Below are 25,042 nucleotides of genomic sequence, written 5' to 3'. Positions count from 1 at the left end.
GATGCGATGCTTTGTGAGTTCTCACTTGCTGTTGATGCAAGGCTCTGCGAGTTCTCGCTTGTAATTGAATCGACAACACTTTGAACTGCAGATTGTGACGCACTAGCAACTGAGTTCAAACTTTCAACCGTTGACTGACTCTGGCTTTGAACAGCTGAGTTTTGACTTGCAGCTGATTGTACTTGGCTTGCGCCTGAGTTGATTTCACTAGCAGCTGATTGTGCCTCACTTGCAGCTGACGCTGCTGATTGTACTTCAGAAAGATCGGAAGCCTTCTGACTACCGGCGTCTGAATCGGCCTTCGATTGAGCTTGACTTTGCAGTTCGGAATATTGACTAGCAGTTGACAGTTGTTGACTAGCAGCACGGGAAGCATCGCTAATCGCTGAGTTCAATTCACTCTGTTTAACACTGTTGGCCTCTGATGCCGCACTCGCGATTGAGTTAACTTGGCTTTCAGCCGCACTTGCTCCCGCAGAATGTTGACTTGCTTCTGACAACGCTTGGCTGGCTGCAGAGTTTACTTCGGATGCTTGAGAAGCCGCTGAGTTACGGCTGTTTTCATCCACGTTGCTGTTACTTGCTTCTGAAATCAAATCACTGGCAGTTTCTGAATCTTCACTTGCAGTTGATTGTGCTTGGCTTGCCGCCGTTGAATCACTTGTCAGATTGGAATGAGCATTTGAATTTTCGCTAGCCCGTGAATTTGCTTCACTACTTACAACAGAATTCTCACTGGCGGTTGATTGTTCCAAACTATTCGCAATTGAGGTTGAAGTACTTTGGCTTCCAAGGTTACTCAACTGACTAATTGCGGCGCTGCCTTCAGAAGCTTGAGAATTTTGTAGGCTGACAATTTGACTGTTGCTCTGTGAAACAGAAGTTGCTACAGATTGCTTAGCCGAATTCGATTGCGAAATCGAAGCATATTGAGACTGGGCCATACTTACACCACTATTGTAAGCGGATTGAAGTGAACCTGGATCTGTAACACCTTCGGAAACCGCAGCGCTTTCAGCCTGACTACCTGCGTTTGACTCGCTTAATTGTTCAGTCAAAGAGTCAGCATAGCTTGTTACCCAACTAGCCCCTTCAGACCCCGCAATACTTGCGTTGATGGAGGTTTGAGTCGAGTCAAGTCCACTAGCAATCCCTTGGCTAACTGCGGTACTTGCAGTTGTAGACCCGTAATAGCTGATGAACTCTGAAATCTCTAATGAAGCGTCAATAGAGTTCTGAATGTTCTGAGAAAGAGCTTCAGAATCAGCAATCAGTTGTGATTGCTTTGCGCTATCAGCGGACGCAATCTCGGAAGCCGTCGAAAGTGCTTGAGAGGTCTGACTGTTGGCCACGCTATGTGCAGAGTTGGCAGCACTCGTCTCAGAATTGGCCACACTAGTAGTCGAATTTGCTTGTGATAATGCCACACTCAACGATGCCGCAGTGGAATCTGCCTGGCTTTGAATCATGGACTGCGTCGAGTTGGCCTCAGAGGTGGCCAGGGAGTTAACCAACGAGTCTTGACCATCAAGAACCGTGACAACTGCAATCTTGCGGACAACTTGACCACTATATGGGTCTGTGTAGACCATCGTCACTGGGTAAACGCCTGGCTTACTAGAGTCGATGGCAGAAAAATCAACGGAAGCATGCTGAAGATCGTTATTGACATCCACTGGTTCATTACGAGAATTGGTGACAGTAAAGAAATCTTTTTGAGAGTAAATGCTGGTCTCCGTACCAACAGCTATTGTCTTATTGATAGCGGTAACTGTCGGCAACCCAGCAACCGTTGGGTTAATTGTTAACGTCCCAGTCAAAGCAGTGCTATTTAGCGCCGTCAACAGGTTGGTTGTGGACATGTTCGCCACGTACTGAATGTAGTCATTTACATATTGCTTACCTGCATCTGTCAATGTAATCGAATAGGTACCAACCTTTTGATCGTCATTTGGCGTTTGCAAGTATCCACCAGGCACTGGGCCATTACCGTTATCAACAACTGTTAAGGTGCCATCAGGATTAACAGTGGTCTGGTACTTGGGAATGACGACATCTTTGTACATGTGGTTCCCATTCTGATCGACAAAATCCAAGTGGACTGTCACAGTCTGCGAATCGTCAGCGAGATGTTGTGTGGCACTCTCGCCATCCTTATAGTCAACAGTGCCGGAATCCACTTTCAGGGTACCTGGATTTGTCTGATTAATCTGTAAAGAGTCACTATAGCTGAACGTAATTGGTGTCATCGACGTTTCGACTTGTTCAGGCTGGACATCCCCGGCAACTAACCCATTAGTGGTCTCCACAGCCGTTTCAGAAAGAGTGGTCCCAATGGCGGAATAATAGATCTTCGTTAACTGGGTGACCGTTCCTGCTGTTGCATCGTACCCTGTGCCGTTCCAAACAATAGTTGAGCCATCTTTGTTCGTAATTGTCTTGGTGACGGTCTTATTAGTAGTGTCGGCTGTAACATCTGTCCCCATGAAGTCTGAAACCTTTAGCTTCTTGGTAGAACCACTGGCAATCTTGTAAGTCACAGTAACAGGGATTGTGTTGCTTGTATACCCATCTTTAAAGATGGTACCTGTTGAGAACGCAGTTGGATATTGCCCTTTTGTAGCACCGACCATCGATTGAATGTTCGCAGTAGTATCAGCTGATGTTGAGTACACAGGCGTGGTTGTGCTTGTCGCTGTTTTACCATCAGCACCTACTGACAACTTATTCAGATTCGTTGTATCACTTGGATTAATGGCAGCCCATTGATTCGTCGCAGCGAGCTGTGTAGAAGTGTTCTGACCAGCGGTATAGGCGTTAACAATCCGTTGCCCTTCAGCGTTATAAACATCAACGTATGCCTGACTTAACTGTTGAGCCATCCAATTCTGGGCTGCCAAAGCCGTTGCTTTATCAGCCGCAGAAATATTCGGATTAGTGGTGTCAACAACTATAGGCTTAAAGTCAGGCTGTGTGGCATCCAGCGCTTTACCGTCAGGCCCGGTGTAAGCACTGAATAAGTCTCCATAGTTTGCCAGAGCACTCGCACCCAAGTCTGTCGGTGCACCAACAGTTGTTACTGCCGTGGTATAGCTCGCGTGATTCTTAACAGCATCGTCCACACCTGTTTTGGCCGTGGTGTCTGCGTCAGATACGGCTCTGTAGGCAGCGTCAGAAGCTTGCAAGTATTTATAAACCTTGTTATAAGCCATAACCTGATACTGAATGTATTGCGCAGACGTCAGTTTGGTAATCAAATTGGACTTTTGGGCTGCAGTTAGCTGGGTATCAGCATTAACGACAGCCATTAAAGCATCTAATGAGAAACTGGTCGCGGGTGTTGCTAGCCCCGTTGTCGGATCTGGTTGCGAGGCTGTCATCCGGGCATCGGAAGGAATAGCCGTAAGAGCGAGCGCCTTTTCTGCGGCTGTTAAGTTGCCGTTAGCGTTAACGTCCTTCTGGAACTGGGCCCATGTATAGCCAACGGCGCTTGGATCACCAGGATTCCGGAAAATCGTGTTGTTCATTTCGGCATCGGTTGCATTTGGTGCTTTGATATAGTCCGCAGCCGCACTCTTATAGGCGTTCACAACACTATTATACAGAGAGAAGATGAAGTCTTGGGTGCCATCACCTGGTCGCTTATATGCAAGAGCAGTTGAGCTGGCGTTACCGCTTTGATCCAGCCCCTTCCAGGTTGTGGGATCTGAAAGTTTACTATTCAGGATTGCGTCTTCTTCAGATTGTTTTAAAACATTTTGTGAGACTAACGTATCAAGAACTTCTTTAGCCGTTGTCTTAACTGTATCTGATGCAGGAGTGGTCTGTGTCGGTGCCTTATAATTAACGACAGCATCTTGCATAGCCATAGTGATAATCGGCTTGGCAATCTTATTCATCCACGAGTAGCCACCGGCCTGCAGAAATTCAGACCAGTTGCCGCCAGGATTCCCCGATGCAAAGTTAAACTGATTTGATGTCAGACTGGTCGGATCTGTCGGATTGAACTTGCTGCCAAAGTCAGCCGTCATTTGAGCTTTCGTATAAATCGTGTCACCAGCAGCAGTCAACTTATTGGTTGGAATAATCTGCATTTCTTTCAGAGCTGTCTGAATCCCATAGTTGGCATTTCTCAGAACGGCTGAGGAAATCCCATCGGCTAATGCTTGATAAACGCTATTTGTATAAGGCGCGGCAACGGCATCACTGAAACCCAATCCTTGGTAGAGACCGCCAAGGCCACCATTAACGAGCAGCGACAGCGTACCATTTAACTGAATTGCATCCGCCAACGTGCTTGGCACATAGTTACTCAACCCATTTGTTAAATCAAATCCACCGTTCGCCAAGCCGAGTGAGCGGACATCGGATAGCGCCTTGTGAATGGCAGCATTCTGAATAATACCAATAACAAGGTTCAATAATTGGTTTAAGCTCTTGTACGTAGTATCAAAGCTCTTGAATGCAGGGTCTGTCGACTGTAAACTAGTAGGTTCACCAAAGACAGCCTTGAGATTAGGATTGTCGCCCAGTGGCGAATTAGAGAGGCTGCCAGCTAGCTGAAAGAGCGTTGTCATATCGGTGCCGGTAGGGTTCATATCACCATTACGATAATCACTCATGCTCAAAAGCGCATTTTGATTCTTGGCCGCATTCGGGTCGATGCTTGGATCAAGCGCATTCTTCATCTGATCACGATAATCAATCAGTGTTTGAAGATACGGCTTGAACAGTTGATCGGCAGCTGCTTGCCATAATTGTGTCACCATAGCGGATGTAACCGTAAGCCGACTGGGCGTACTGTTTGCATAGAAGTTAGCGTGATCGTCCAAATACAGAGTCTGTCCACCAAGTAGTGGGAAGTTGTAGTAGGTTCCGTTTGCGGTCCACGAGTTAGATTGCCAACCCCAACCGTTTCCCGTGATAAGCTGCATGAAAGTCTTATTGGTGCCATCACCCAACTTGTGACTACCGGTCAGATCAAATGTCTTAGTGTTTGAATCGTAAAACAAGAGTAAATTGGCAACCTTACCGAGATTAGAAGGCAAACCAAACGAGCCCGTACCAGAAGTTAGTGATTCTAGAAGTCCCTGTAATCGGGTAACAGTCGCGTTGACCCCGGCATCCCAAATGGCTTGCTGGGAAGTTGTCAACCCGGCTACAGGATAACTTGCAGCTGCCGCGGCAACCGCAGTGACCGCAGCCGCTGCAGTAATCTTAATCTGTGACCCTTGAACAGGGTTAGCTGCCAAGATGGCTTTCTTAATATTGTCCAGATCAGCCTGACTTAAGTCTGTTGGCAATGAGAATGTCGTCACACCGTTTTCATAAGAAACGGTTGTGCCCTTTGGCAGGCTTGCCATAAGGCTCTTAAGAGTGGCATCACTAAAAGCAGCAGGACTAGTCACTTGTGTCGTGCCGTCCGTTGCTGTGGTGGTTGTTACAGGTGTGCTTGTTGCCGCAACTGGCGTTGAGGTTGTCTGATTATCTACTGGTGCAGTTGTGGTGTCAGTCGCTGTGGTAGCTGTGTCATCATTGTTCTGTGTATTTGTATCAGCAGTAACATTTGAAGCAGTGGCAGTGGATGCATTGGCAACGCTAGTACTTTGACTAGCGCTCTCACTTTCACTCACGCTCTGTGACGTACTGGTACTTTCTGAAACACTCGTGCTCTCAGAAGCACTGTTTGTGGCAGTCGAATCGGCAGTAGAAGGAGCCGGAATTGTGACAGACTTCGCCGTAGCATTCGTTGTGGTTGTGGCATCCTTAGCGACACCGACCGTATTGGCGGCCTTTACCGTACTTGGTTGAGCGATGCTCGCACCAAATAAGCCGGCTAACGTTGCTGTACCAGCCACCAACCATTGTTTCCCCGCCTTATACATTCTGAACCGAGTTTTACTATTTGAATTGAAAATCTCGGACTTTTTCTCCGGATTCAAACGTCCCATCAATGTTACCTCCTCAAAAAAGTGACAATTTGCTGTTGTCAGTATATAACAAATGTAATATAAATAAATTTCACATTTTGTAAGAAACCTTTTCCGGATCTGCAATTTATTGACATCAATACAATTGTCAGCAAGTTGTCCTGTCGTCCAAGTACATTCTAAAACTTTTATATAAAAATGTTAATAGTTTGCCTTGGCAAAGGGCCTCACGCCAACCCGTTTGCCCATATTCAAGTTCGTCAAAGTTGTTATATATCAATGCTTGTCGCATTTTCATAATCAAAATACTATCTCAAAATTTTTAAGTTTGTTTATTAACGTTTACTCGCTTTTACAACATTTATCTTCAAATATTTACGGCATTATTTTACTGCAAACGAAAAACCCGAGCCGATATGAATTTGGTTCGGGTTTTTCGTTTGCTGACGTTATCTAAACGAGCTGGTATAAATCGTTAGATAAGGTTAGTCCTGACGCTCCTTACCCTTAAGTCCGACGTTGGAGCCAAGTCCCATCAAGCCTAAGAGAATCGTGCCCATGACTGACATGCCAGCCTGCTGTTCATCACCAGTTTCTGGTAATGCGCTGCTATCTTCGGCATTTACAGCAACGTTGGAACTTTTAGTAACAGGAGCGGATGTATTCGACGCCTGTACTGTAGATGCTGATGTGTTCGTGATGATCAACTTGCCACCATGTAATGTGACAGAGTGCGCGGCAATCCATTGGTTCCCACCAACGTTGTAGAACACACGACCATCGGCACTCGTTGACTAACCAAAGATCTTCCAAGCTGTGCCAGCTTCAAGGCGCTTGCCTGTGAAGTTAGTGCCATCAGGGTTACCCCAAACGGCAATCCCATGACCCTTTTCATAATTGATTACACCAACGCCGGTACCTGCTGGATATTACCAATAATAGTGTCGTTAGACTTAATCGAACGATATGTCCCAACACGATACCCAACTTGGCCATCGCTTGTTATGTCCTTACCAGAAATTCTCCATGCCGTACCTGGTGCGAGAACTTGGCAAGTTGCGACGCCTTCACGACTAGACAAGGTGTAAACTGAAATGCCATTGCCCTTTGTGACGGCTCCGGCTGTCCGGTTCTCACTGGAAGTCCATGGGATAGCATCTAAGATGGCACCGTCTGACTTGATTCATTGGTTGCCACCTAAGTTATACCAATCTTGACCATCGGCATCAGTTTACTTCTGGAACGCATTCCAAAGCGCATAAAAAAACAGACGGACCTTCAAATGTGAAAGTCTGTCTGTTTACTCATGTTTATCTTTAGTAAATTTAATTAATCATCAACGATTTTTGCTTTAGTGAGCGGAATGTTGCGCATAGCCAATTCGTTGTAATCGGCTGTTGGCATCTCAACCTCATGAATGTACTTGATTTCATTCTTAAGAATCATCAGCAGATTCCCGCGCACTGCGCCAGACTCGTCAACTGCAGGCTCGGACAAGCGTAGGATATTATGCGACTTGGTGTTCACCAATGCATTCAGCTCTGTGGCCATATAGCTAATTGTCACTGTGTCTTCCGGCTTCAGAATAGCCGCCAGTTCCGCGGCAGTGAAATCACCCAAAGTGTCGTAACGGCGCACAACTTCCTGCGTCTCTGGATCCTCAATCGTGATCAAATTAATGATTTTGTCGAAGAAAAAGTAACGAATAACGACTTGCCCATCTTCATTCAAGAATTGAATCTGTTGCAATTCATTATTGTAGTAAATGAGATTGCTAAACTGCGAGCCGTCATAAGTGTATTCTTCTAATGTATCGTTTGTCCCATCAGGATTAGTGTAATGAATTTCCCGAAGCGCCCGATGAGTGTTGGCAAAGAGCGTCATAAACCCGATGCTCTCGCCATCTCTGGCTAAATTAATATAGCCATCTTCTTGCATCTGAATAGCAGTGTCATCTGGCACAGGTGCGTGATCGAAGAAGACATAACGTCCAGGATGGTATGTTCGTTGCGTGATGTGATCCAGCAAGTTCATTGCTGGCAGTTGATTTTCTTTAACCGCACCGTAGAGAGCTGGCGAAGGTGCCAAGGTCATGATGGTCTCATGGCTTTTCTTAGCCCGCTTCTTAATGTTCTCCCATACAGGCGTGTTCTCTTGGATGGTATTCAACAACTCATAGCGCATGCAACATGTCCTCCCATTTCTTCGCAATCACATGATCTTGATAATTTTCGACCGTCTTTTGCGTATTCTTCTGCAATGTTGGGTAGTCAGATTCGAGCAACTTATTCAATGCAGCAACCAGTTGGCCGACATTAAAGTCAACATCGTCGCGCTTATAGTCAGTTAAGAACCCGTTGACACCATCATCAACCAAGTCCATTGCCCCAAAGCGTGCCTTATACGCAATAATTGGCAGAGCGGCATCGAGGGCTTCAATATAGGTCAACCCGAAACCTTCAGAATATGAAGCTGAAATGTAAGCATCGTACTTAGGATAGATTTCAGCTAGCTGATTCGAGTTACCCATCAATTTGATATAATCTTCGGCCTTACTATCCTTAATCAAGGTATCAAGCTTGTCATGTTCGCCACCCTGACCATAGATATCCAAGATGACCTCGTGACCGTCATTGTGGAATTGCGCAACCGCTTTAATCACTTCATCAACGTGTTTTTCAGGCGCAAGACGTTGAACAGAAATGAGCTTCAGTGGTGCTTCTAATTGGTGTGACTCAATCTTCTTTGGTGTGTCACTCACCCCGCCAACAGGAATCGTCAAAATTTTGGCTTGTTGATCAGGAAAGTCGACCAGGAAGTCATCCCGTTGGCCCTTTGTGGCCACGATGACGCGATCGAACTTATTCATGTGGGTCAACATATATTCATAATAGTTATTCCACAATGGATTCTTTGGATCATCCCGTTCGCCTAAATGATCAGCATGGACAATATCAATGAACTTCGCATGTGGCATTGGAACATCAACCAAGGCGTGTTCATTCTTTTCACCACGGTCGATGATGAAGACATTGTCTTCGTTGAACGCCTCATTAATTTTGTGGTAGAAGTAGCGTAACATCCTGACTTCATTCTCGAAGAAATAATGTTCATGGTCTGCTTGATGATAAATATGAATGTTTCGCATCATGAACTGCATGTGTTGGTCATCAACGGTTTCCCAGCTCATTTTCTTTAAGCCGGTATTCCGATCGAAAATCTCAGTGTGACCGGTGCTAACCAACAAGACCCCATCGTTCTTGTGTTTGTTCGGATATTTCACCAGCGATTCTACAATATGCAGGCCTCGGCGGGTGTAGTTGTGACGTAACCGATGAGTATTGGTACTGTCGATGATGGTCTCTTTCTTCGCTTCAAAAAGTTTTGGGGCACCCTTGGTGATGTAATCTCCACCAAGCGTGAAATACTCAAACACATTTAACACTTGATCATTGGTCAAGCCCCATGTGTCCATTGCCTCCTGCAGTTCAGGTGCATAGTCTGAAAAGACAAACCGGTATGGTAAATTCGCTTGTTCAAACCGCTTTGCGCGGAAAAACTGTGCATGTTCAACCCCGGAATTACCAATGCCAATCGCACCATTTACAAAAAAATTCATATCATCAAGTTGCAGACCCTAAGATCTGCTTCTCCTCCCTACTAGAATCTGACTATTCCTCGTTCTGGCTCAAAGTCTCGAGTAGTGCCCGCAACTCCGTTGTAGCTGCGCTCGAGGCTTGAATTTTCGCCACGGTTGGATATTTGGTCTGAATAATAGCTTGTTGCTGATGTTGCCAATCTGAATTGTGATATTCCTGTGTCGAGCCAAACACCCCGACAAATGGTCCCTCATCAGGAATTGAGAAGGAAAATGACCCGGCATTTCTAGCTGATAGCTGGAGCATCGGAGCCTGTTGCCGTTGATTAGCCGTGTCTGGATAGACGAAGATTTGTTGAGTAGGAATATCAATCTCCCAGTTATGATGGATCGCTGTTTCTGCTTCAGTGAGCACCCCATAATGAAAAGTAAATTGTTGATGGTGAATATTCACTAATACAATCGTATAACTTTGTGCGCCTTCTGGGTAGACAAAAGTTCCCTTGCCATCCTCAAGAATCACGCGATCCACTTCGGCATCATCCTCATCGTAAAAGAGGACTTGGGTTTGGATTTTACCTTTCAAATCGGAAATCGTACTTTCCCAGTAGTATTCAACGCCGTGCTGGAGCAAAGGCAGGCCAATATAGCCCTGGCCATTTTCATTGCCAGTTAGTGATTTCCACGTGTGCATTGGTTCACCAGGTGGCATTAACTGATTGCTGTATTGGACAGACTTATCAGCGGCAAAACTCATTGTTGTCCCATAGTTATACGTATCAGCTGTGGTGCGGGGCCAAAAAATTAGGTTTAGCATGCTATCCCTCCTCCGTCACGCGGCCAAAATCATGAGCATAAATCAACAGGATCTGACGCATGAACCAGTTGGTAATCCCTGGTGTATCGTCATTATGTCGGCCGACCAACCCTTTGTGCCAAATCCGAATGCCCTGGAAGGTGCTGGTCAGATACCGGAATAAATCAGGAAAGGCGGTGCCGTCATAATCGTCATCCAGCATATAAGCCAAGACGTAAAGTGTATCGCTCACATGCCCCGCCATAAAACGATCCCAGAAGCGTTTGTTCATGTCTTCAATACCAGTCTTCGACACACTCTCCTGGTTGTTCAGCATCAAATCAAAACTCGTCGGAAAGCCATGAGGCCGGTTAATCCGTTCATTGCCCGCAATATTGCCGAGATTAACCAGAGGTTTACCAACCACCACCGCGTGTGGCTGTAATCGAGCACTATAATACAAGGCTCCGGTGGTACCCATTGACAGCCCTGAAAGCACGAGCTGGTCGTGCGTAAAGCCCAAAGCGTCTAACTTCTCCTGAATGCTGTCGACAACCTGTTGTTCTAAGTTGTCGCTGCCAAGGTAGAAAGCCCCCCCTTCGAGCCGCGGATCACCAATAATCATGAAAGGACTCTTAAAGTATTGCATCAAGAAGTTCGCTTCAAACCCTTCAGCAGTACGGTACCCTGAGAAATACACCATCAAGGGCGGCTTCATATCACCAGCATCAAAGTATGACAGCAATTCCGAATTTCTGTCAGTCGTATCCACCAAGCGTTGCCCATTAGGGAACAATTCACCAAATCCATTTCTGGAAATGCGGACATGAATTTTGCCGACGGAAATCTTACCGGAACCTTGAGCAAATAAACGAACCTGCATAATCTGATCAGCGTTGTCCGTGTAAATTCGCAGACCATCGCGAAAATGTGCCGCGTCTAAAGTGAGCCGCTGCATATCGCCACGATTCTGACTGCTGATGAGAACGATTTCGAACCAAGGGGTGACATCCCCGCTGACTTCAATTTCAGGCAGCATATCAAAATACGTGTCATACAAATCCCAAGTTGATGTCCGCCAATTAAGGACAGGCACACGTTGATTATCAAACTGGCCCTCAACCGTAATGGTTTTGTGCCCATCCAACCGAACATCTCCGGTGAAACTTTGGCTCACACTCACATTGTCGGGGTTAAGTCCCGAACCTTGCTGTCCGTCGAAGCAATTGTGTTCAAGAATATCCTGTAAATATTCGGAATCATCAAAGTCAACGTGATGCACTTGTTTCAAGGCCAACATGTGCTCAGCCTCTTTGGGCACTATTGCACCTGTATCCAGTAAAATCAGATTGGCTGGTAAGGTGGCCAAACGGTCAAGGTCGTTCAAAATAGCAGCACCACGACTAATCAAGTACCAATTATTCCGATATGGCGTGTTCAACTTGCCATCTTTGAATAATGGGGTGTCTTCGTCGGGTTCATAGGTTAAATCATCCTCGACCCATTCGAATTGATAATTGTGAGCAAGCACGGGCGGCATATCCAGTGCCAGAGGCCCTAGTTGAAAGAAATGATGTTTTGCCACTATAATGCCTCCTCCCATTGAACTAATAATTGATTCTCCGCGTGTTGGTCAATTAAGCGCGTATTGACCACCAGTGACTGACTCCAACGGGGCAATTGATCAAGATAAGTGCGAACAGCCGTAACTGCTGCGGCGTCGCTCACAATCACGTCGCCATTCTTGCCTGATTGCACATAACCGGTATCGACCTCATTGACTTGCGGAATCCCAACCGAAATCGCCTGGATTTGCATGAACAAATTAGGCTGACTACCCAGGTCCATGAGCACCCGCGCATCGCTGAAATCACTGCGAATCTCTGAAAAATCACTGTGAACCCGAAATTTCAAACGCTCCATGAAGGCCTTAATAGCAGTGAAATTGTCTGCCTTTTCTGTATCACCAGTGTCGTTAAGAATACTTTCATCAATATTAGCCATGGATGTATCTGCTCTTTCATCAAACAACGCATGCTGAATCATGGCAAATTCTGGTGAATCACCACTAATTCCATAGTATTGGGTGATGCTGTACAAAGCAGTTTTGAGCATGGGAGGGACTTCTTCGTCGTTGTGGACGTTGATGGTTAACGCATAATCAATGTGCCGAGCCATCGCCGCAAGTAACTTCAGGTACACCGCTTCAGTGCGTTCTTTATTCAGATCATTCAGGTGCCAATAAACCGTTAAATAATCAGCTTCATTGGAGAAGCCGAGGGATAAGGTCGTCGCGTACGGCGCAATGACGTTCCAGTGCGTCGAATCTGATTCTGGCAACCTACGCTGTAAACGGCGCAGCATTTGGCCGGTCGGCAAAACAACTGCTCGGCTAGCCTCCACTAGGTCAGCATCACTAGCTGCAGGCAAATCGTTTTGCGTGGCAATTTGAAGCGTTGTGGTCCAGTTCTGGCTCACTAGTCGAGAGAGCTCATGATTATCTTCCACTAAACGGACAATGAAATGATCATCTGGCGCCACGATGGCGGTAATCACTTGCAGTTGTAATGCTTCTAGTGTGTCAAAGTCTTGATCAACCTCTGCTGGTGCGTTAAGCCAGTGGTATTGCGTCCCATCAAAAATGAGTGCCGTTTCACCGTCTTGTGTCCACCAGGTTTGTTTGGTGCGCTGATTATCATTGTTGAGTTCAATCGTTGAACTAAGAAATCCCCGATCATCATAGGTATCTACACGTTGACCGTCATCGCCACCCCAATGAATCGCCTTAACAAATCCAGGCTTGGCCATTTCAAAGGTGCCGACTAATTGTTCTTGGCGATATAGATAGGCGGTATCCGGACCATAGATCAGATCAACGCCGTCCGGAAGCTCAATATCCTCGACCGAAAGCGGGAGGCCGACCGCTTGATGTACCTGCTGCAGCTCATCAAATACGCTTACCCAGGGGGTTTCTAACAAATGATTGGCAGCTAAGAAGTACCGCAACATCGGTGTATAGTCTGTCACGACTAGGCGGGTCGGGTGACTGCTTTGACTGAGCAAACGGACCAAATTGACCGTGCCGTCTTCTTGCGTCCGCTCGGCCAATTGTGGCCAGGCAGGAATCATGTTAATCATCAGCGTCACCTCTTTCTTTGTGAATTTTATAAGATTGAATAGTGGTCCTTCGTCCGTAACGCGCGAACTTGTTGAATGATTGTGTCCATTAACGTAATCAAAATGAATAAGTTACTGAAGAGAACTGAGAAGTTCGCCGCACCGTCGACATATCGGCCAAGAATCAGTGGGCCCACCCCGATTAGCGCCAAAATCAAATTCCCAACAAATGACAGCCGGGCAAAATGGCCGGTCAAGAAACGTTCAGTATCATCGCCTGGCATCACATTCAAGAAGTAGTTGCCGCTTTCTTTCATTGATTTTGCGACATTGGCTGGCTGAATATTCAGGTAACCAAACGCAAAGCCCAGGAGAATAACCACAATCGCGTACATGATGATGCCTTGCCAACTCTGGAATGAAAACCATACTGACACCCAGCGTTGGAAAGCGTCAGTTGGGCCAACAGTTTGGTTTACGAGTAACCGCGGTAACATGAATAGTGAACTAGAGAACATAAATGGCATTGCGCCGGCGGTTAATAGCCGCATTGGCAGATAAGAAGTCGAGTACGCGCTTGGAATCAAGGGGCGCTCGACTGGCAATCGCATTTCTGCTTGGTAGAGATAATAGATGACCGCAATGAAAATCAAAGCGACCAAAAGGGCAATCACAATGTGGTCAGGTGTTAATTCATAGCGGGTTGTGATAGCCGTTCCAATTCCTGTTCTAAGGGCATTGGGAATCCCAGCAATAATACTAGGCATAATCAAGGCAATCGCACTCCCAATCCCATGCATTCCATTAAAATCACCTAACCAGGTCATGAACATAGAGCCCGCTACCAAAACGAGCCACGCGATAATAACATTTAAGTTAATTCCAAGATGCCATGGATCGTTCGGTAAGAAGGCATTGCGAATAAAGTACACCATTTCAAAGCCTTGGAGCATCGCGAAAAATAGCGTAACAAATCGTTGGATAACCCCTGTCTTCTTTTGCGACCACTGCTTGACGACATCAAGATCCAAAGCAGTCACAACTTGCCAAATAATCATTTGCGTCATAAACGGCCGCATCCCTAAGGTGAGGATTGCAGGAATAGCCGTCTGGCCCCCAGTTGTCATACTGACAAACTGAATGAAATCAACCTTACTCAATTGTTCTGAAGCAACGGTGGGGTCAATCCCAGGAATAGTAATATCCTGCCCAATCAGGACAATAAGTAACAGGAAGAAAGTCCAGATAAACCGGTTACGTAAGTCATGTTTTTTATTCATAAGCGTCCCCTATGGGTATGTCACCTCAACCGTTCCGTCTGGATTTGTCACCATCTGCGACATCAGTAAGTTACGCACAGCTTTATCGGCGACATCATCGCGCATCACCGCGTATGAGCGTTGGGCCTCTTTCTGATATTCAAAGATCGGATCACGTTGAGCCCGAGAACGATCTGAGGTAATGTTTTTCAGTTCTTGTAAATTGTCAACTTGTTCAATCCAAGCCACGTCAATCGCCTTAAGGATGACTAGTTTCTGGAAATAAAGAAACTGGCCTTCATCTGGAAGTTGTTCGTGCTGCTTGGTGAGCTTATCCTCCATCAGTTGCCGCAAGATAGCTCGAGTTTGCTTAAGGCTTGATCCACGTTTAATCAATTCGGACAATTGACCAACTGTGTATTGATAGTCAATGTTATTGACAACGTAGTCAATCAACTCAGGCATGCACTCAATTGCATTCTTTGGCGCATGTGCTTCAGAGACACGTTGAAACAGGTTATTAATGACCCTAGACAAATCATCGGCTGCCATGACTTCATCACGTGTGCGATAAATCGAATCCCGTTGCAACCGGAAAACCTCGTCAAACTGCAGCGTTTGGAAACGGTTCGACCGATCTCCTTTTTCAGAGCTCGCCTGAGCCCGCTGAATCACCCGCCGATAGCGGCGTTTCTGCAAGGGCTCTGCCTCTGGGCTCATCTCATGGGTAGCTTCATATTTCTCACGGAATTTCCCAATCTTCTTGGGTGCATTCTGCAAAACCACTTGGTCTTCCAGTGAGACGAAGAATTTCGTTTCACCTGGCTGACCTTGTCGACCGGCCCGACCACGCAATTGGTTATCAACCCGGGCGCTGCCCATACGTTCGGTTCCAATGACCAATAGTCCGCCGAGTTCTTCGACACCTTTACCTAAACTAATATCGGTCCCACGACCTGCCATAGAGGTGGCGACCGTCACAGCTCCAAGCTGACCTGCTTCCCTAACAATCCAAGCTTCTTTGACTGCTGATCGGGCATTTAACAGATTATGGACAATTCCACGTTCAAGTAAGACCCGCGAGTACAAATTGGACATAGAAACAGATCCAGTTTCAATCAAAACTGGACGGCCAACTTTATGCGCTTCTTCAACTGCGTCTACTGAGGCATAAATCTTCTGTTCATTTGTAATATAGAGTTTGTCAGGCTGGTCGATCCGGATTGATGGCTTATTGGTCGGAATTTCCACGACATTCAAGTTATAGGTATCACGTAATTCTTCACGATCCGTCATTGCCGTCCCTGTCATTCCGGCTAATTTGTCAAACATCCGGAACAGGTTCTGATAAGTCACTGAAGCCATGGCTCGAGTCTGATCAGACAATTTGACGCCTTCTTTGGCCTCAATGGCCTGATGCAAGCCAGCTTCTAGTTTCATGCCTTCAAGAGCACGCCCATTGGAGACATCCAATAACATGACTTCATCATCTTGAACCACGTAATCACGATTTCTGTGGTTCAAGTAGTGGGCTTTTAAAGCCAAGACTAAGTGGCGATACAACTCACGATTATCTTCTTTGAGCAAATCACCCACATCAAAGAAATCTTCCATCTTGGCCATCCCTTCAGGGGTAAACCAGGCATTCTTTGTATCATCGGAAACTTTGATATCAGTGCCCTTCTCAAGCAAGGTAATCATGTGATCGGCTGATTCAAACAGATTAGACTGCACCCGGGGCGCTCCAGAGATAATCAGGGGTGTTTGGGCCATATCGAGGAGCACAGCATCAATTTCATCAATCAAGGCAAACCGAAAGCCCTGCATGTGCTGCTCTTCCTTAGTTGCCGCTAAATTATCAATTAAATAGTCAAAACCAAGTGTACTATTGGTAATATAAACAATATCACTGCCATAAATGGCATCTTTATCTAAGTCTTTATCATCTTCGCCAGCGTCAGCTGAACCCGCCATAATGGTCAGGCCTAAGAACCGGTAGACACGGCCAAGATTCTTGGCATCACGAGTCGCCAAATAGCTGTTGGCGGTGACCAAAAAATTCCCTGATCCAGCCAAGCCGTTCAGGTACATCGGCATTGTGGCGGTCAGGGTTTTCCCTTCACCAGTCTTCATTTCAGCAACATTACCAAACTCCATGGCCACTGCCCCAAGAATCTGGACAGGAAACGGCGTCATCCCTAAAAGGCGGCGATCGGCCTCAATGACCGTCGCGTAAGCTGGCACAATAAGCTGTTCAAGAGTCTGACCCTCCGCCAAAGCTTGACGAAATTCGATGGTTTTATGTTGGAGTTGCTTGTCGCTCAAATCTTGATAAGATTTTGCAGTTTCCATAATTCGGTCTGCAATCCGCTGATACTGTCTCAAAACACCAGCGTTGCGATGTATATGCATAATCAGGCTCACCTTCAATCACTTTTGTTCTGTTATTTCAGTCATAATTAGAGAATATTTCTAGAAAAATGCTAATAAAATCATGTTATAATTATAGCATGAATAAAGGGAAATCAAAGTCAACATCACTGCTAAAAGCTGATATTGATGAACGCTTTGCAGAAGAGAAGAAATTAGTCACCAAAGTTAGCAACGAAAAACAAGATGGCAAAGCAACCATGTTAATCATTTCGATTGTGCTTGCTGTCGTCGTTTTGGCAGGCATCGTCTTGCCTCTTTTTCAATAATAACGAGAGGGGTGGCAACACAAAAGGCGCAACGGCAGCATTTCTGCCGTCGCTCCTTTTTTTGGGCACATAATTATGTTTTGATGCCAGTAACCGGTGAGTGAGTCTCCCAAAGTTGACGTCCTATAATTTTTTCTGTATGCTTTTAATAACAAATGCTATCAATTGAGCGACACTTCCCCCACGCTTCCCCCATCGGAAACGCTCTCGAAGCGGTCGCTTTTTTTGTCCAAAACAAAGGAGGTCTTTGATGACAACACCATACCGCACCCCCAAAAAAGTCGTCCTGTCTGAGTTGCAGACCAATCGCCAGACAGGGCTTTCAGCCAATGAGGCGGCGAGTCGCTTAGAACAACACGGGCCAAACCAGCTGCACCGCACAGAACAAACACCGGCCTGGAAGACCCTACTCAAAACGTTTACGGAACCCTTAGTAATTATTCTGTTTATTGCTGCTGGACTGGCACTGCTGAATGCCGGCTATGACTTCTTCAGCACTGGTAATGCCGAGCACGGCCGCGCTGCCATCTATGAGGCCGTTGCGATCTTGGTCCTGATTTTCCTGAATGCTGGGATTGCCTTCTTCCAAGCGCGCAGCACGCAAAAGTCGCTCGCGGCCCTGGAAAATATGACTGAGCGCACCGCCAATGTCATGCGCGACGGCGATTGGGAAGAAATCGCAGCCGCAGACCTAGTACCTGGTGACATTATTTGCGTCAATACGGGAGACTTCATTGAAGCAGATGTTCGCTTCTTGAGCGTCTCAGAACTGCAAGTCAATGAAGCCCATCTGACGGGTGAAGCTGAACCGATTGACAAACAAACCCACGCGCTGGATGAGGATCTGCCAATTGGGGATCGCACCAACATGGGCTTCTCTGGCTCGATGGTCACCCACGGGAACGCGATTGCAGTGGTAACAGGCACGGGGATGGACACGGAGCTCGGTCACATCGCCACGCTCCTCGACAATGTGGACGACCAACGCACACCAATTGAGCGCGCAGTGGCCAAGCTAACCAAGGTGCTGATGCGGATTGCGATCGGCCTAGTCTTCTTCACTCTGGCCGTCGAACTCATTAAGACTTACGTTGAAAACGGTGGCGTTAGCTTTGATGCCTTCATCAACTCCCTATCGCCATCGATTGCCATTGCGGTCGCGGCGATTCCCGACGCGTTGCCAGTCGTGCTCTCAATTGTCTTAACCATTGGGGCTGCCACCCTCGCCAAAAACCGCGGCCTCGTCAAGTCACTGAATAGTGTGGAAACACTGGGTGCAACCAACTTTATTGCTTCCGATAAAACCGGGACCCTAACGAAAAACGAAATGACCGTCACGCGCTTTTACGCAAACGGCGCCACGTTCACCGTCGAAGGCAGTGGCTATGCGCCAGCTGGCGATATTTCCCCGGTTGATGAAACAGACGCGCCTGATTTTGATCAGTTCATCCAGGCAGCGATTCTTAATAATGAAGCGAGCGTCCACCAAGACGAACAAGGTCATTACGTCCCTTATGGGAACCCAACTGATGTTGCTTTGACGGTTCTAGGCCACAAAGCCGGCCGTAACCGTGATTCAATGCTCAATGGCGAGTTGGAAATCGTCCGGGTACTGCCGTTTGATAGTACGCGTAAGCTGATGTCTGTCGTGATCTACGATGGTCACGAATACCAGGTACTGACGAAGGGCGCGCCTGACGTCGTGCTCACGCGCACCGATACTGTCCGTGACCATGATGAGGTCTTGCCAATCGCGGACAAAGAAGCCGAAATTGAAGCCAAAATCCTCGAGTTCGCTGAACAAGCCTTGCGGACCTTAGCTGTCACTCACCGTAAAATTGATGAAGATTTAGCCTTGCATGGGGACGTCGCTGAGTTGGAGCAACATCTTAATCTGCTTGGAATTGCCGGCATCATTGACCCACCGCGTCCAGAAGTGAAGCAAAGCGTGGCAACCCTTCGACATGCGGGGATTGCGACCATCATGATTACCGGGGACCATGCCGCCACAGCCAAAGCAATTGCGTTGCGGCTTGGGATTATCCAAGATAGTGACGCTGAAGTCATCGACGGGCCAACGCTGGATCAAATGAGTGACAAGGAACTCCGTGACCACGTGCTGACCACGCGGGTCTATGCCCGGGTATCACCAGAGCACAAGCAGCGAATCGTCCAAGCCCTGCAGTCTCACAAAGCTGTCGTCGCTATGACTGGGGATGGGATTAATGATGCCCCAGCACTGCGCGCGGCTGACATCGGGATTGCCATGGGGATTAACGGGACGGCCGTGACCAAAGACGCCGCTGACTTAATTCTTTTAGATGATAAATTCACCACCATCACCAGTTCGGTTGAAGCGGGCCGGACGATTTTTGGCAACATCCGCAACTTCATGCGTCAAGAACTGATTACCAATGTGGCGGAAGTGCTGACGCTGTTGTTCGGGGCTGTCTTCTTACTCCAAGATATCGGCAACATCCCGTCCACTGCGCCAATTCTGAGCGCGTTGATGGTCTTGTGGGTCAACATGATCTCCGACTCGATTCCGAGTTTTGCCTTGGGGTATGACAAGCCAGAAGCTGACCTCATGCAACAGCCACCGCGTGACGTCCATCAAAGTATTCTTAAAGGAATGGTTGGCCGGATTGCCTTTCGGGGCACGGTCATGGCCGCGGTCGTGTTTGCCGCCTTTGTTTGGGCCGCCAATAGTGGCTACTCCTTAGCGATGGCCCAGACTGTTGCCTTCTTGACCTTAGTATTTGGTCAACTCTGGCACGCGTTTGACGCCCGGAGCAACAAGACCATTTTCCACCGGAATCCATTCGACAACGGCCGCTTGCTCTTAGCGGTTGGTTTTGCCGCCACCAGTTCGATTCTGGTAACATTGATTCCATTCTTCAATACTGTGATGGGTACTGCACCATTGCCAATGATGATGTATCTGGCGGTGATCTTCATTCCTGCCATCCCAACTTTCCTCATTTCTGGGATCAAAGCATTGTGGTTGAAATCTAAAGGTGAATAATGAAAAAAAGCAGTCTAGGTGTTAGCCTAGGCTGCTTTTTCTCGTTAAAAATTTTAACCAATGACACCAACTTGTAAGACATTGGCAAAGCCCTTACGTTCTTTACCTCGGTAACCGATCCAAGCAATCACCGCAGATACGATGAGGCCGATCACAATCTGCCAAAGCATGGTTTGGAAATAGGGACTTGAGGCCCCACCGAACAGCGCGTTCAGGCTAGTGGTAACACCTTGATACATTGGGGTGACCTTGCTGACCCATTGGTAGAAGCCATTCAAGACAACCAGCGGCAAAATGCCGCCACCAGAAACCACCTGCATCGCCATCAATGGCAGCAATACAGCCATCGCTGGTAAGCTTGCGCAAAGGAACGTGAACATCGCGCAGAATTCAAATACCGCAATACAGAACAGCATTTCGGACCCAACGAGCGTCCAGAAAGTGCCAGCGGAGAAATTAATCAACAGCCGTAATAAACCAACTGTGAAGAAAGGTTGGATAATCGCAGCCAAAACGCCAGTCATTTGGAAGGACAAGAAGGCCTTCACTTTACCCATGGAGAAGCGCGCACTCATGAACATCATTGTCAAAATAATGGTCATGATCATGATGCCTAAGTATGTCCCCAGATTTAAGAACATTGGTGCCATTTGTGATTGATAGTTATTGGCCATCTTGTTCAAGTGGACCGTTGAAGTCTTGAGGCCGCCGCTAAGTTTTTGTGCCATTGCGGTCGCTTGTTTTTGCACTTGGGCTTGTGTTTGTTTCTGAACTTGTGCCCTCATTGCCGCCGCTTGTTGAGCGTTGCGAATTTGACCAGCTTGCGCTTGGGCCTTTGCCTGAGCTTCTTTAGCAACATTAGGACCAATCAAACTGGCAATCAGTCCGATAGTCTTTTGCGAAGTGAGGTTGCTTTGGATACTTTGGGTCATCGAGGTCACAATGTTGTTCCCCATCGAATTTTGAAGCATCCCGTTTGAATCGTTCTTGTAAAAAGTAATCTGTGGGGTCTTTTGATTGCGAACGTCAGCAATGAAGTTCTTGGGAATTGTCAAAGCTAACGCGATATCCCGATTTTCAAGCCGATCTTTGACCGAACTCAGGCTTTTAGTCGTACTCGAAACCTTGAAAGGCATGTTATCTTCCATGCCTTTGACCATCGCCTTGCTGCCGGTTGATTGGTCTTGATCGACAATAACGATTTTCATGGATTCAGTGCCCTTTGGCATATTGCCGAATCCGGGCAGCCCAGCGCCGACGAATGCTAAGCCACAAATAATTGATACCGCAATCGCCACGTAGGCAATTGGGTGTGTAAACCAGTGTTTGAACATGTTTAATACCCTCTTTATTTAAGTTTGCTTAAAGCAACTTCACAAGGTTAAAAGAAAGGCCGCATTCAAACAACTAGCAATGCAACAAAAAATGTCGGTTATCCAACACTTTTGTGTGCAAGTGTTGGATAACCGACATTCTAGTTCACAATGAGTTGGTCAAAAATCAAGCTCAGGAGCTTTTGTAACTGGTCGATGGTCGCGGCATTTTTGCCATGGGCCAATGTCCATTGGGCAAAGTTAATCAACAAGTCCGTTGACACATCAGAAATATAGCTCGACGGTGTCGGCGGATTAACCGTCAGCCCCTTGGATTCAACCACCTCATGCCAATGAGCCTGCAGGCGCTGCTTCCAACGGTCGCGCAAATCATAACCCGGAAGATCTAGTGCAAACAGGACACTTAGCGTTTGCCGGCGGGCTAACAAATGGTCCGCAATGTCAGCAATTGAAGCCTCAAAGGCTACGCGGTCTCGGGCGAGTAACGCGTCAATGCGTTGCTCCGTGAGCGTCAGCAAATAGTCGGTATAGTAATTCATCACTGCATCCAAGAGTGCATATTTGTCTGGATAGTGATCATAGAAAGTCGACCGGCTGATTTGCGCTGTCTTGGCAATATCGGCAATCGTGATTTTCTCAAAGTCTTGCTCACTCAGTAGCTGAACCAGCGCCTGCTGGATGTTGCGTTCTGTTTTAATCTGTCGTAAGTCCATTTGGTACCTCCGCTGTAAGTAAATCAATGAGCGCGGCCACATTCCGACGATAGTCATCGCGTCGAACTTCGTCGGGAGCCTGATTGTTATTTCGATAAGCGACCGACTCACCCAAGCTGTAGTCTGCCAGCAACTGATTAGCCCGACGTCTGACAGCCTCATCTGGAAGCCAGGTCTCTAATAATGTGGGCAAAATCCCATACAGCCTCTGATATTGTTTTGCCACTTCAGGATCTGTCATGTACTGGGCAACACTGCCGTAGTCGTGGGGCGCTATCAGTGTATAGTCGCCAAACGCCAACATCTCCATGTACCGTTGCACCGCAGCAGGCCCCGTCAATCCAATCAGTTGCTCATAGACCTGGTCAACCATTGTCTTAAGGTTTTGGGCCAACACTTTACCCTGCAAGTCTTGCGTATTTTTTACGTAACGATATAACGATTGGGGCTGCACCGCTAATTGTTTGGCGGTCTTGGTCAGCGTAATCCCGTCAAAACCATCTCGGTCTGCAACTGCAAACGCGGCGGCAATTACCTTGTCTAATGTTAAAGTTCGTGGTGTCATTTCAAATTCCTCCAAAAAGGCTTGATAAACTTAGTTGCTAAGTTTATAGTTACTTCGCGTAACCAATATACCATGAATCAACTCAGAGGAGACTAATAAATATGAAAATTGCAATCATTGGTGCTACTGGCCATGCGGGACAAGCCGCTGCCAAAGCTGCTCAAGCTCACAAGATGGATGTCACGGCGATTGTTCGCCACGCTGATAAAGCGCGCAAACTATTTGGCGCAGGCCTACCGATTCTCGAGAAAGATTTGATGGCGTTAACCCAAGCCGATTTATCTGGCTTTGATGCCATTATCGACTTTAGTGCGCCGCATCCCGCTTATCTCCATCTTGATGGCGCTGCTAAGCTCATTGCCATGTTCCGCGAACAGCAGGACACGCGGCTGTTTTTCATCGTTGGTTCCAGCTCTCTAGTGGATGCTGAGGGCCAGATGCAGCTCACCAAGACGCTGGAAAAATATGCTGATCAGCCTTGGGTTGGCGATTTGACCGAATCAGTCCACAAGCTCGAATTTTTGAAAATGGTCGATAATGTGGCCTGGACGGTCATGACGCCACAAGATAACTTTACAGACGGTCCGCAAACGCAGTACCGTTTGGGTAGTAATGAAGTGTTGCACGATAAGAATGGCCAACCTGAGGTTTCAACTGGTAATTTTGCAGCCGCCCTGGTGGACGAACTCTTGTCACCCAAACACATTCGTCAACAATTCACAGTCGTTAACGACTAGGGGGAATCGTCTTGCAAACATTAACCTTAATTACCGGTGCCAATCGTGGCATGGGATTTGAAATAGCCAAGGCTTTGGGGGCACATGGCCAGCACATTTTGCTGGGTGCTCGAAATTTGGACAAGGGCGAAGCGGCCGCGGCCCAATTGCGCGCGACCGGTGCCACCGTTGACGCCATCCAATTAGACGTCACTGATCCAGAATCTGTCGAAGCTGTTACGACCAAGTTAACCGCTGACTATGGCCAGCTCGATATCTTAATCAATAACGCTGGCGCGACGCATGACGCCCATCGCGCACCATCGATTCTGCCACTTAATGTCATTCGCGACGACTTCGAACTCAACTATTTCGGGGTCGTCAATCTGACCCAACATTTGATTCCATTATTGAAGCAAGCCCCCCATGCTAAAATCATCAATGTCACCAGCATGATGGGTTCCTTATCCCAATCACTTAATCCCGAGGCCGAAACTTTCCGGGCTAGCGCTTTGGGGTATCAATCTTCCAAGGCGGCAACCAACATGTTCACCATTCAATTGGCCAAGGAATTCAAAAACAATGCCATTCCTATCACTGTTAATTCTGTCGACCCTGGCGTTGTTGCGACCGGTTTTGGTGGCGGGGATCCAGAAGCTGCAAAAGCTCGGGGCGCCAAGACACCTGAGATGGGCGCTTCACGGACCATTGAACTCGCATTAAGCGATGATGATGTCACCGCGACCTTTAGTAATGATCACGGCCCCGTTGGCTGGTAACAAAGAAGCAACTCACTACTGACACGTGGGTTGCTTTTTTGTTTCATCGTGTATCTTTGAAAAACGCCCGCAAGCCATGCTGATCGACCGCTTGCATGCCCACGGCCGTGTAAAATTTCGTCATTATGTCGGTATCATCAGTTAGGAGCACCACCTGCCCTGTGCTATATTCAACTGTCAACTGCTGTAACAGCTTGGTTGCGATTCCTTGATGCTGATAGTTTGGCAACACCAGTAAGTCTTGAATATAGAGAATCGTCCGCCGGTCCGTCACCCCGCGAATGACACCGACGAGTTCCGTACCCGAGCTTGCTGTGATAAAGACAGAATGCTCGAACGCCTGCCTAAGCCCGGTGATATTTTGCGTGTAAGCCGTCCAACCAACACCCGCATATAAGGTTTCCAGCTGATTTGCACTGGGAATGGTTTTTGTGTAAGTAATCATCCCTGACCTCCTCCAGAATTTGTCTAAGCATACCCACTAAAATCGTAGCAGCCAAAATTTACAGTA

General features: G+C 47.2%; 17 protein-coding genes. 4 read left to right on the top strand and 13 right to left on the bottom strand.

Annotation, left to right across the window (positions count from 1 at the left end):
* The 9 genes from FC34_RS07370 to secA2 all read right to left on the bottom strand — a co-directional run.
* Positions 1–5,951, bottom strand: a 5,951-nt coding sequence (locus FC34_RS07370; RefSeq protein ID WP_057894774.1) for a KxYKxGKxW signal peptide domain-containing protein, incomplete at its 3' end; no start/stop codon positions are given.
* Between the two features lie 464 nt (positions 5,952–6,415).
* Complete coding sequence (locus FC34_RS07365; RefSeq protein ID WP_057894773.1) at positions 6,416–6,703, bottom strand: LPXTG cell wall anchor domain-containing protein; 288 nt, start codon at positions 6,701–6,703, stop codon at positions 6,416–6,418.
* Between the two features lie 556 nt (positions 6,704–7,259).
* The gene (locus FC34_RS07360) at positions 7,260–8,114 is read right to left on the bottom strand and encodes a hypothetical protein (protein ID WP_057894772.1); all 855 of its coding nucleotides are present in this window, start codon (positions 8,112–8,114) and stop codon (positions 7,260–7,262) included.
* Positions 8,104–9,549 (bottom strand): glycosyltransferase, encoded by a 1,446-nt coding sequence (locus FC34_RS07355; protein WP_057894771.1) that lies wholly within the window; start codon positions 9,547–9,549, stop codon positions 8,104–8,106. The genes FC34_RS07360 and FC34_RS07355 overlap by 11 nt, the downstream gene beginning before the upstream one ends.
* A 52-nt stretch (positions 9,550–9,601) precedes the next feature.
* Entirely contained in the window at positions 9,602–10,345 is a 744-nt protein-coding gene (gene asp3 / locus FC34_RS07350) for an accessory Sec system protein Asp3 (RefSeq protein WP_057894770.1), read from the bottom strand.
* 1 nt (position 10,346) lies between these two features.
* A complete protein-coding gene (asp2, locus tag FC34_RS07345) occupies positions 10,347–11,909 on the bottom strand; it encodes an accessory Sec system protein Asp2 (RefSeq protein ID WP_057894769.1) in 1,563 nt (520 codons plus the stop codon).
* Positions 11,909–13,462, bottom strand: coding sequence for an accessory Sec system protein Asp1 (gene asp1, locus FC34_RS07340; RefSeq protein ID WP_057894768.1), 1,554 nt, complete (start codon positions 13,460–13,462; stop codon positions 11,909–11,911). The genes asp2 and asp1 overlap by 1 nt, the downstream gene beginning before the upstream one ends.
* Positions 13,463–13,488: 26 nt before the next feature.
* Positions 13,489–14,721: a preprotein translocase subunit SecY gene (locus tag FC34_RS07335; protein ID WP_057894767.1), complete on the bottom strand. Its 1,233-nt coding sequence runs from the start codon at positions 14,719–14,721 to the stop codon at positions 13,489–13,491.
* Between the two features lie 9 nt (positions 14,722–14,730).
* Positions 14,731–17,112: an accessory Sec system translocase SecA2 gene (gene secA2 / locus FC34_RS07330; protein WP_057894766.1), complete on the bottom strand. Its 2,382-nt coding sequence runs from the start codon at positions 17,110–17,112 to the stop codon at positions 14,731–14,733.
* A 98-nt stretch (positions 17,113–17,210) separates the two neighbouring features.
* Here secA2 and FC34_RS07325 point away from each other — a divergent pair, with 98 nt between their 5' ends.
* Positions 17,211–17,399, top strand: a complete 189-nt coding sequence (locus tag FC34_RS07325; RefSeq protein WP_057894765.1) for a hypothetical protein — start codon at positions 17,211–17,213, stop codon at positions 17,397–17,399.
* 250 nt (positions 17,400–17,649) lie between these two features.
* Positions 17,650–20,424 carry a cation-translocating P-type ATPase gene (locus FC34_RS07320; RefSeq protein ID WP_057894764.1) on the top strand — a complete coding sequence of 925 codons (2,775 nt, stop codon included), beginning with the start codon at positions 17,650–17,652 and terminating at the stop codon, positions 20,422–20,424.
* Between the two features lie 53 nt (positions 20,425–20,477).
* Here FC34_RS07320 and FC34_RS07315 read toward each other — a convergent pair whose 3' ends face one another.
* The 3 genes from FC34_RS07315 to FC34_RS09730 form a co-directional block, all read right to left on the bottom strand.
* Entirely contained in the window at positions 20,478–21,758 is a 1,281-nt protein-coding gene (locus tag FC34_RS07315) for a YhgE/Pip domain-containing protein (RefSeq protein WP_057894763.1), read from the bottom strand.
* 140 nt (positions 21,759–21,898) lie between these two features.
* Positions 21,899–22,471, bottom strand: a complete 573-nt coding sequence (locus FC34_RS07310) for a TetR/AcrR family transcriptional regulator (protein WP_057894762.1) — start codon at positions 22,469–22,471, stop codon at positions 21,899–21,901.
* On the bottom strand, positions 22,452–23,036 hold the full coding sequence (locus FC34_RS09730) for a TetR/AcrR family transcriptional regulator (RefSeq protein WP_057894761.1): 585 nt from the start codon (positions 23,034–23,036) through the stop codon (positions 22,452–22,454). Before FC34_RS09730 ends, FC34_RS07310 begins: the two co-directional genes overlap by 20 nt.
* A 101-nt stretch (positions 23,037–23,137) precedes the next feature.
* Here FC34_RS09730 and FC34_RS07300 point away from each other — a divergent pair, with 101 nt between their 5' ends.
* Together FC34_RS07300 and FC34_RS07295 are read left to right on the top strand one after the other, a co-directional pair.
* Positions 23,138–23,773, top strand: a complete 636-nt coding sequence (locus FC34_RS07300; protein WP_057894760.1) for an NAD(P)-dependent oxidoreductase — start codon at positions 23,138–23,140, stop codon at positions 23,771–23,773.
* 11 nt (positions 23,774–23,784) lie between these two features.
* On the top strand, positions 23,785–24,531 hold the full coding sequence (locus FC34_RS07295; RefSeq protein WP_235803410.1) for an SDR family oxidoreductase: 747 nt from the start codon (positions 23,785–23,787) through the stop codon (positions 24,529–24,531).
* Positions 24,532–24,574: 43 nt separating this feature from the next.
* Here the strand turns inward: FC34_RS07295 and FC34_RS07290 are convergent, their stop codons facing one another.
* Positions 24,575–24,976 (bottom strand): GNAT family N-acetyltransferase, encoded by a 402-nt coding sequence (locus tag FC34_RS07290; protein ID WP_057894759.1) that lies wholly within the window; start codon positions 24,974–24,976, stop codon positions 24,575–24,577.
* Positions 24,977–25,042: the final 66 nt, after the last annotated feature.

This window comes from Lacticaseibacillus brantae DSM 23927 (genome assembly GCF_001436115.1).
In the GTDB taxonomy this organism is placed as follows: Bacteria; Bacillota; Bacilli; order Lactobacillales; family Lactobacillaceae; genus Lacticaseibacillus; species Lacticaseibacillus brantae.
This window is presented reverse-complemented; position numbering and strand designations above follow the sequence as displayed.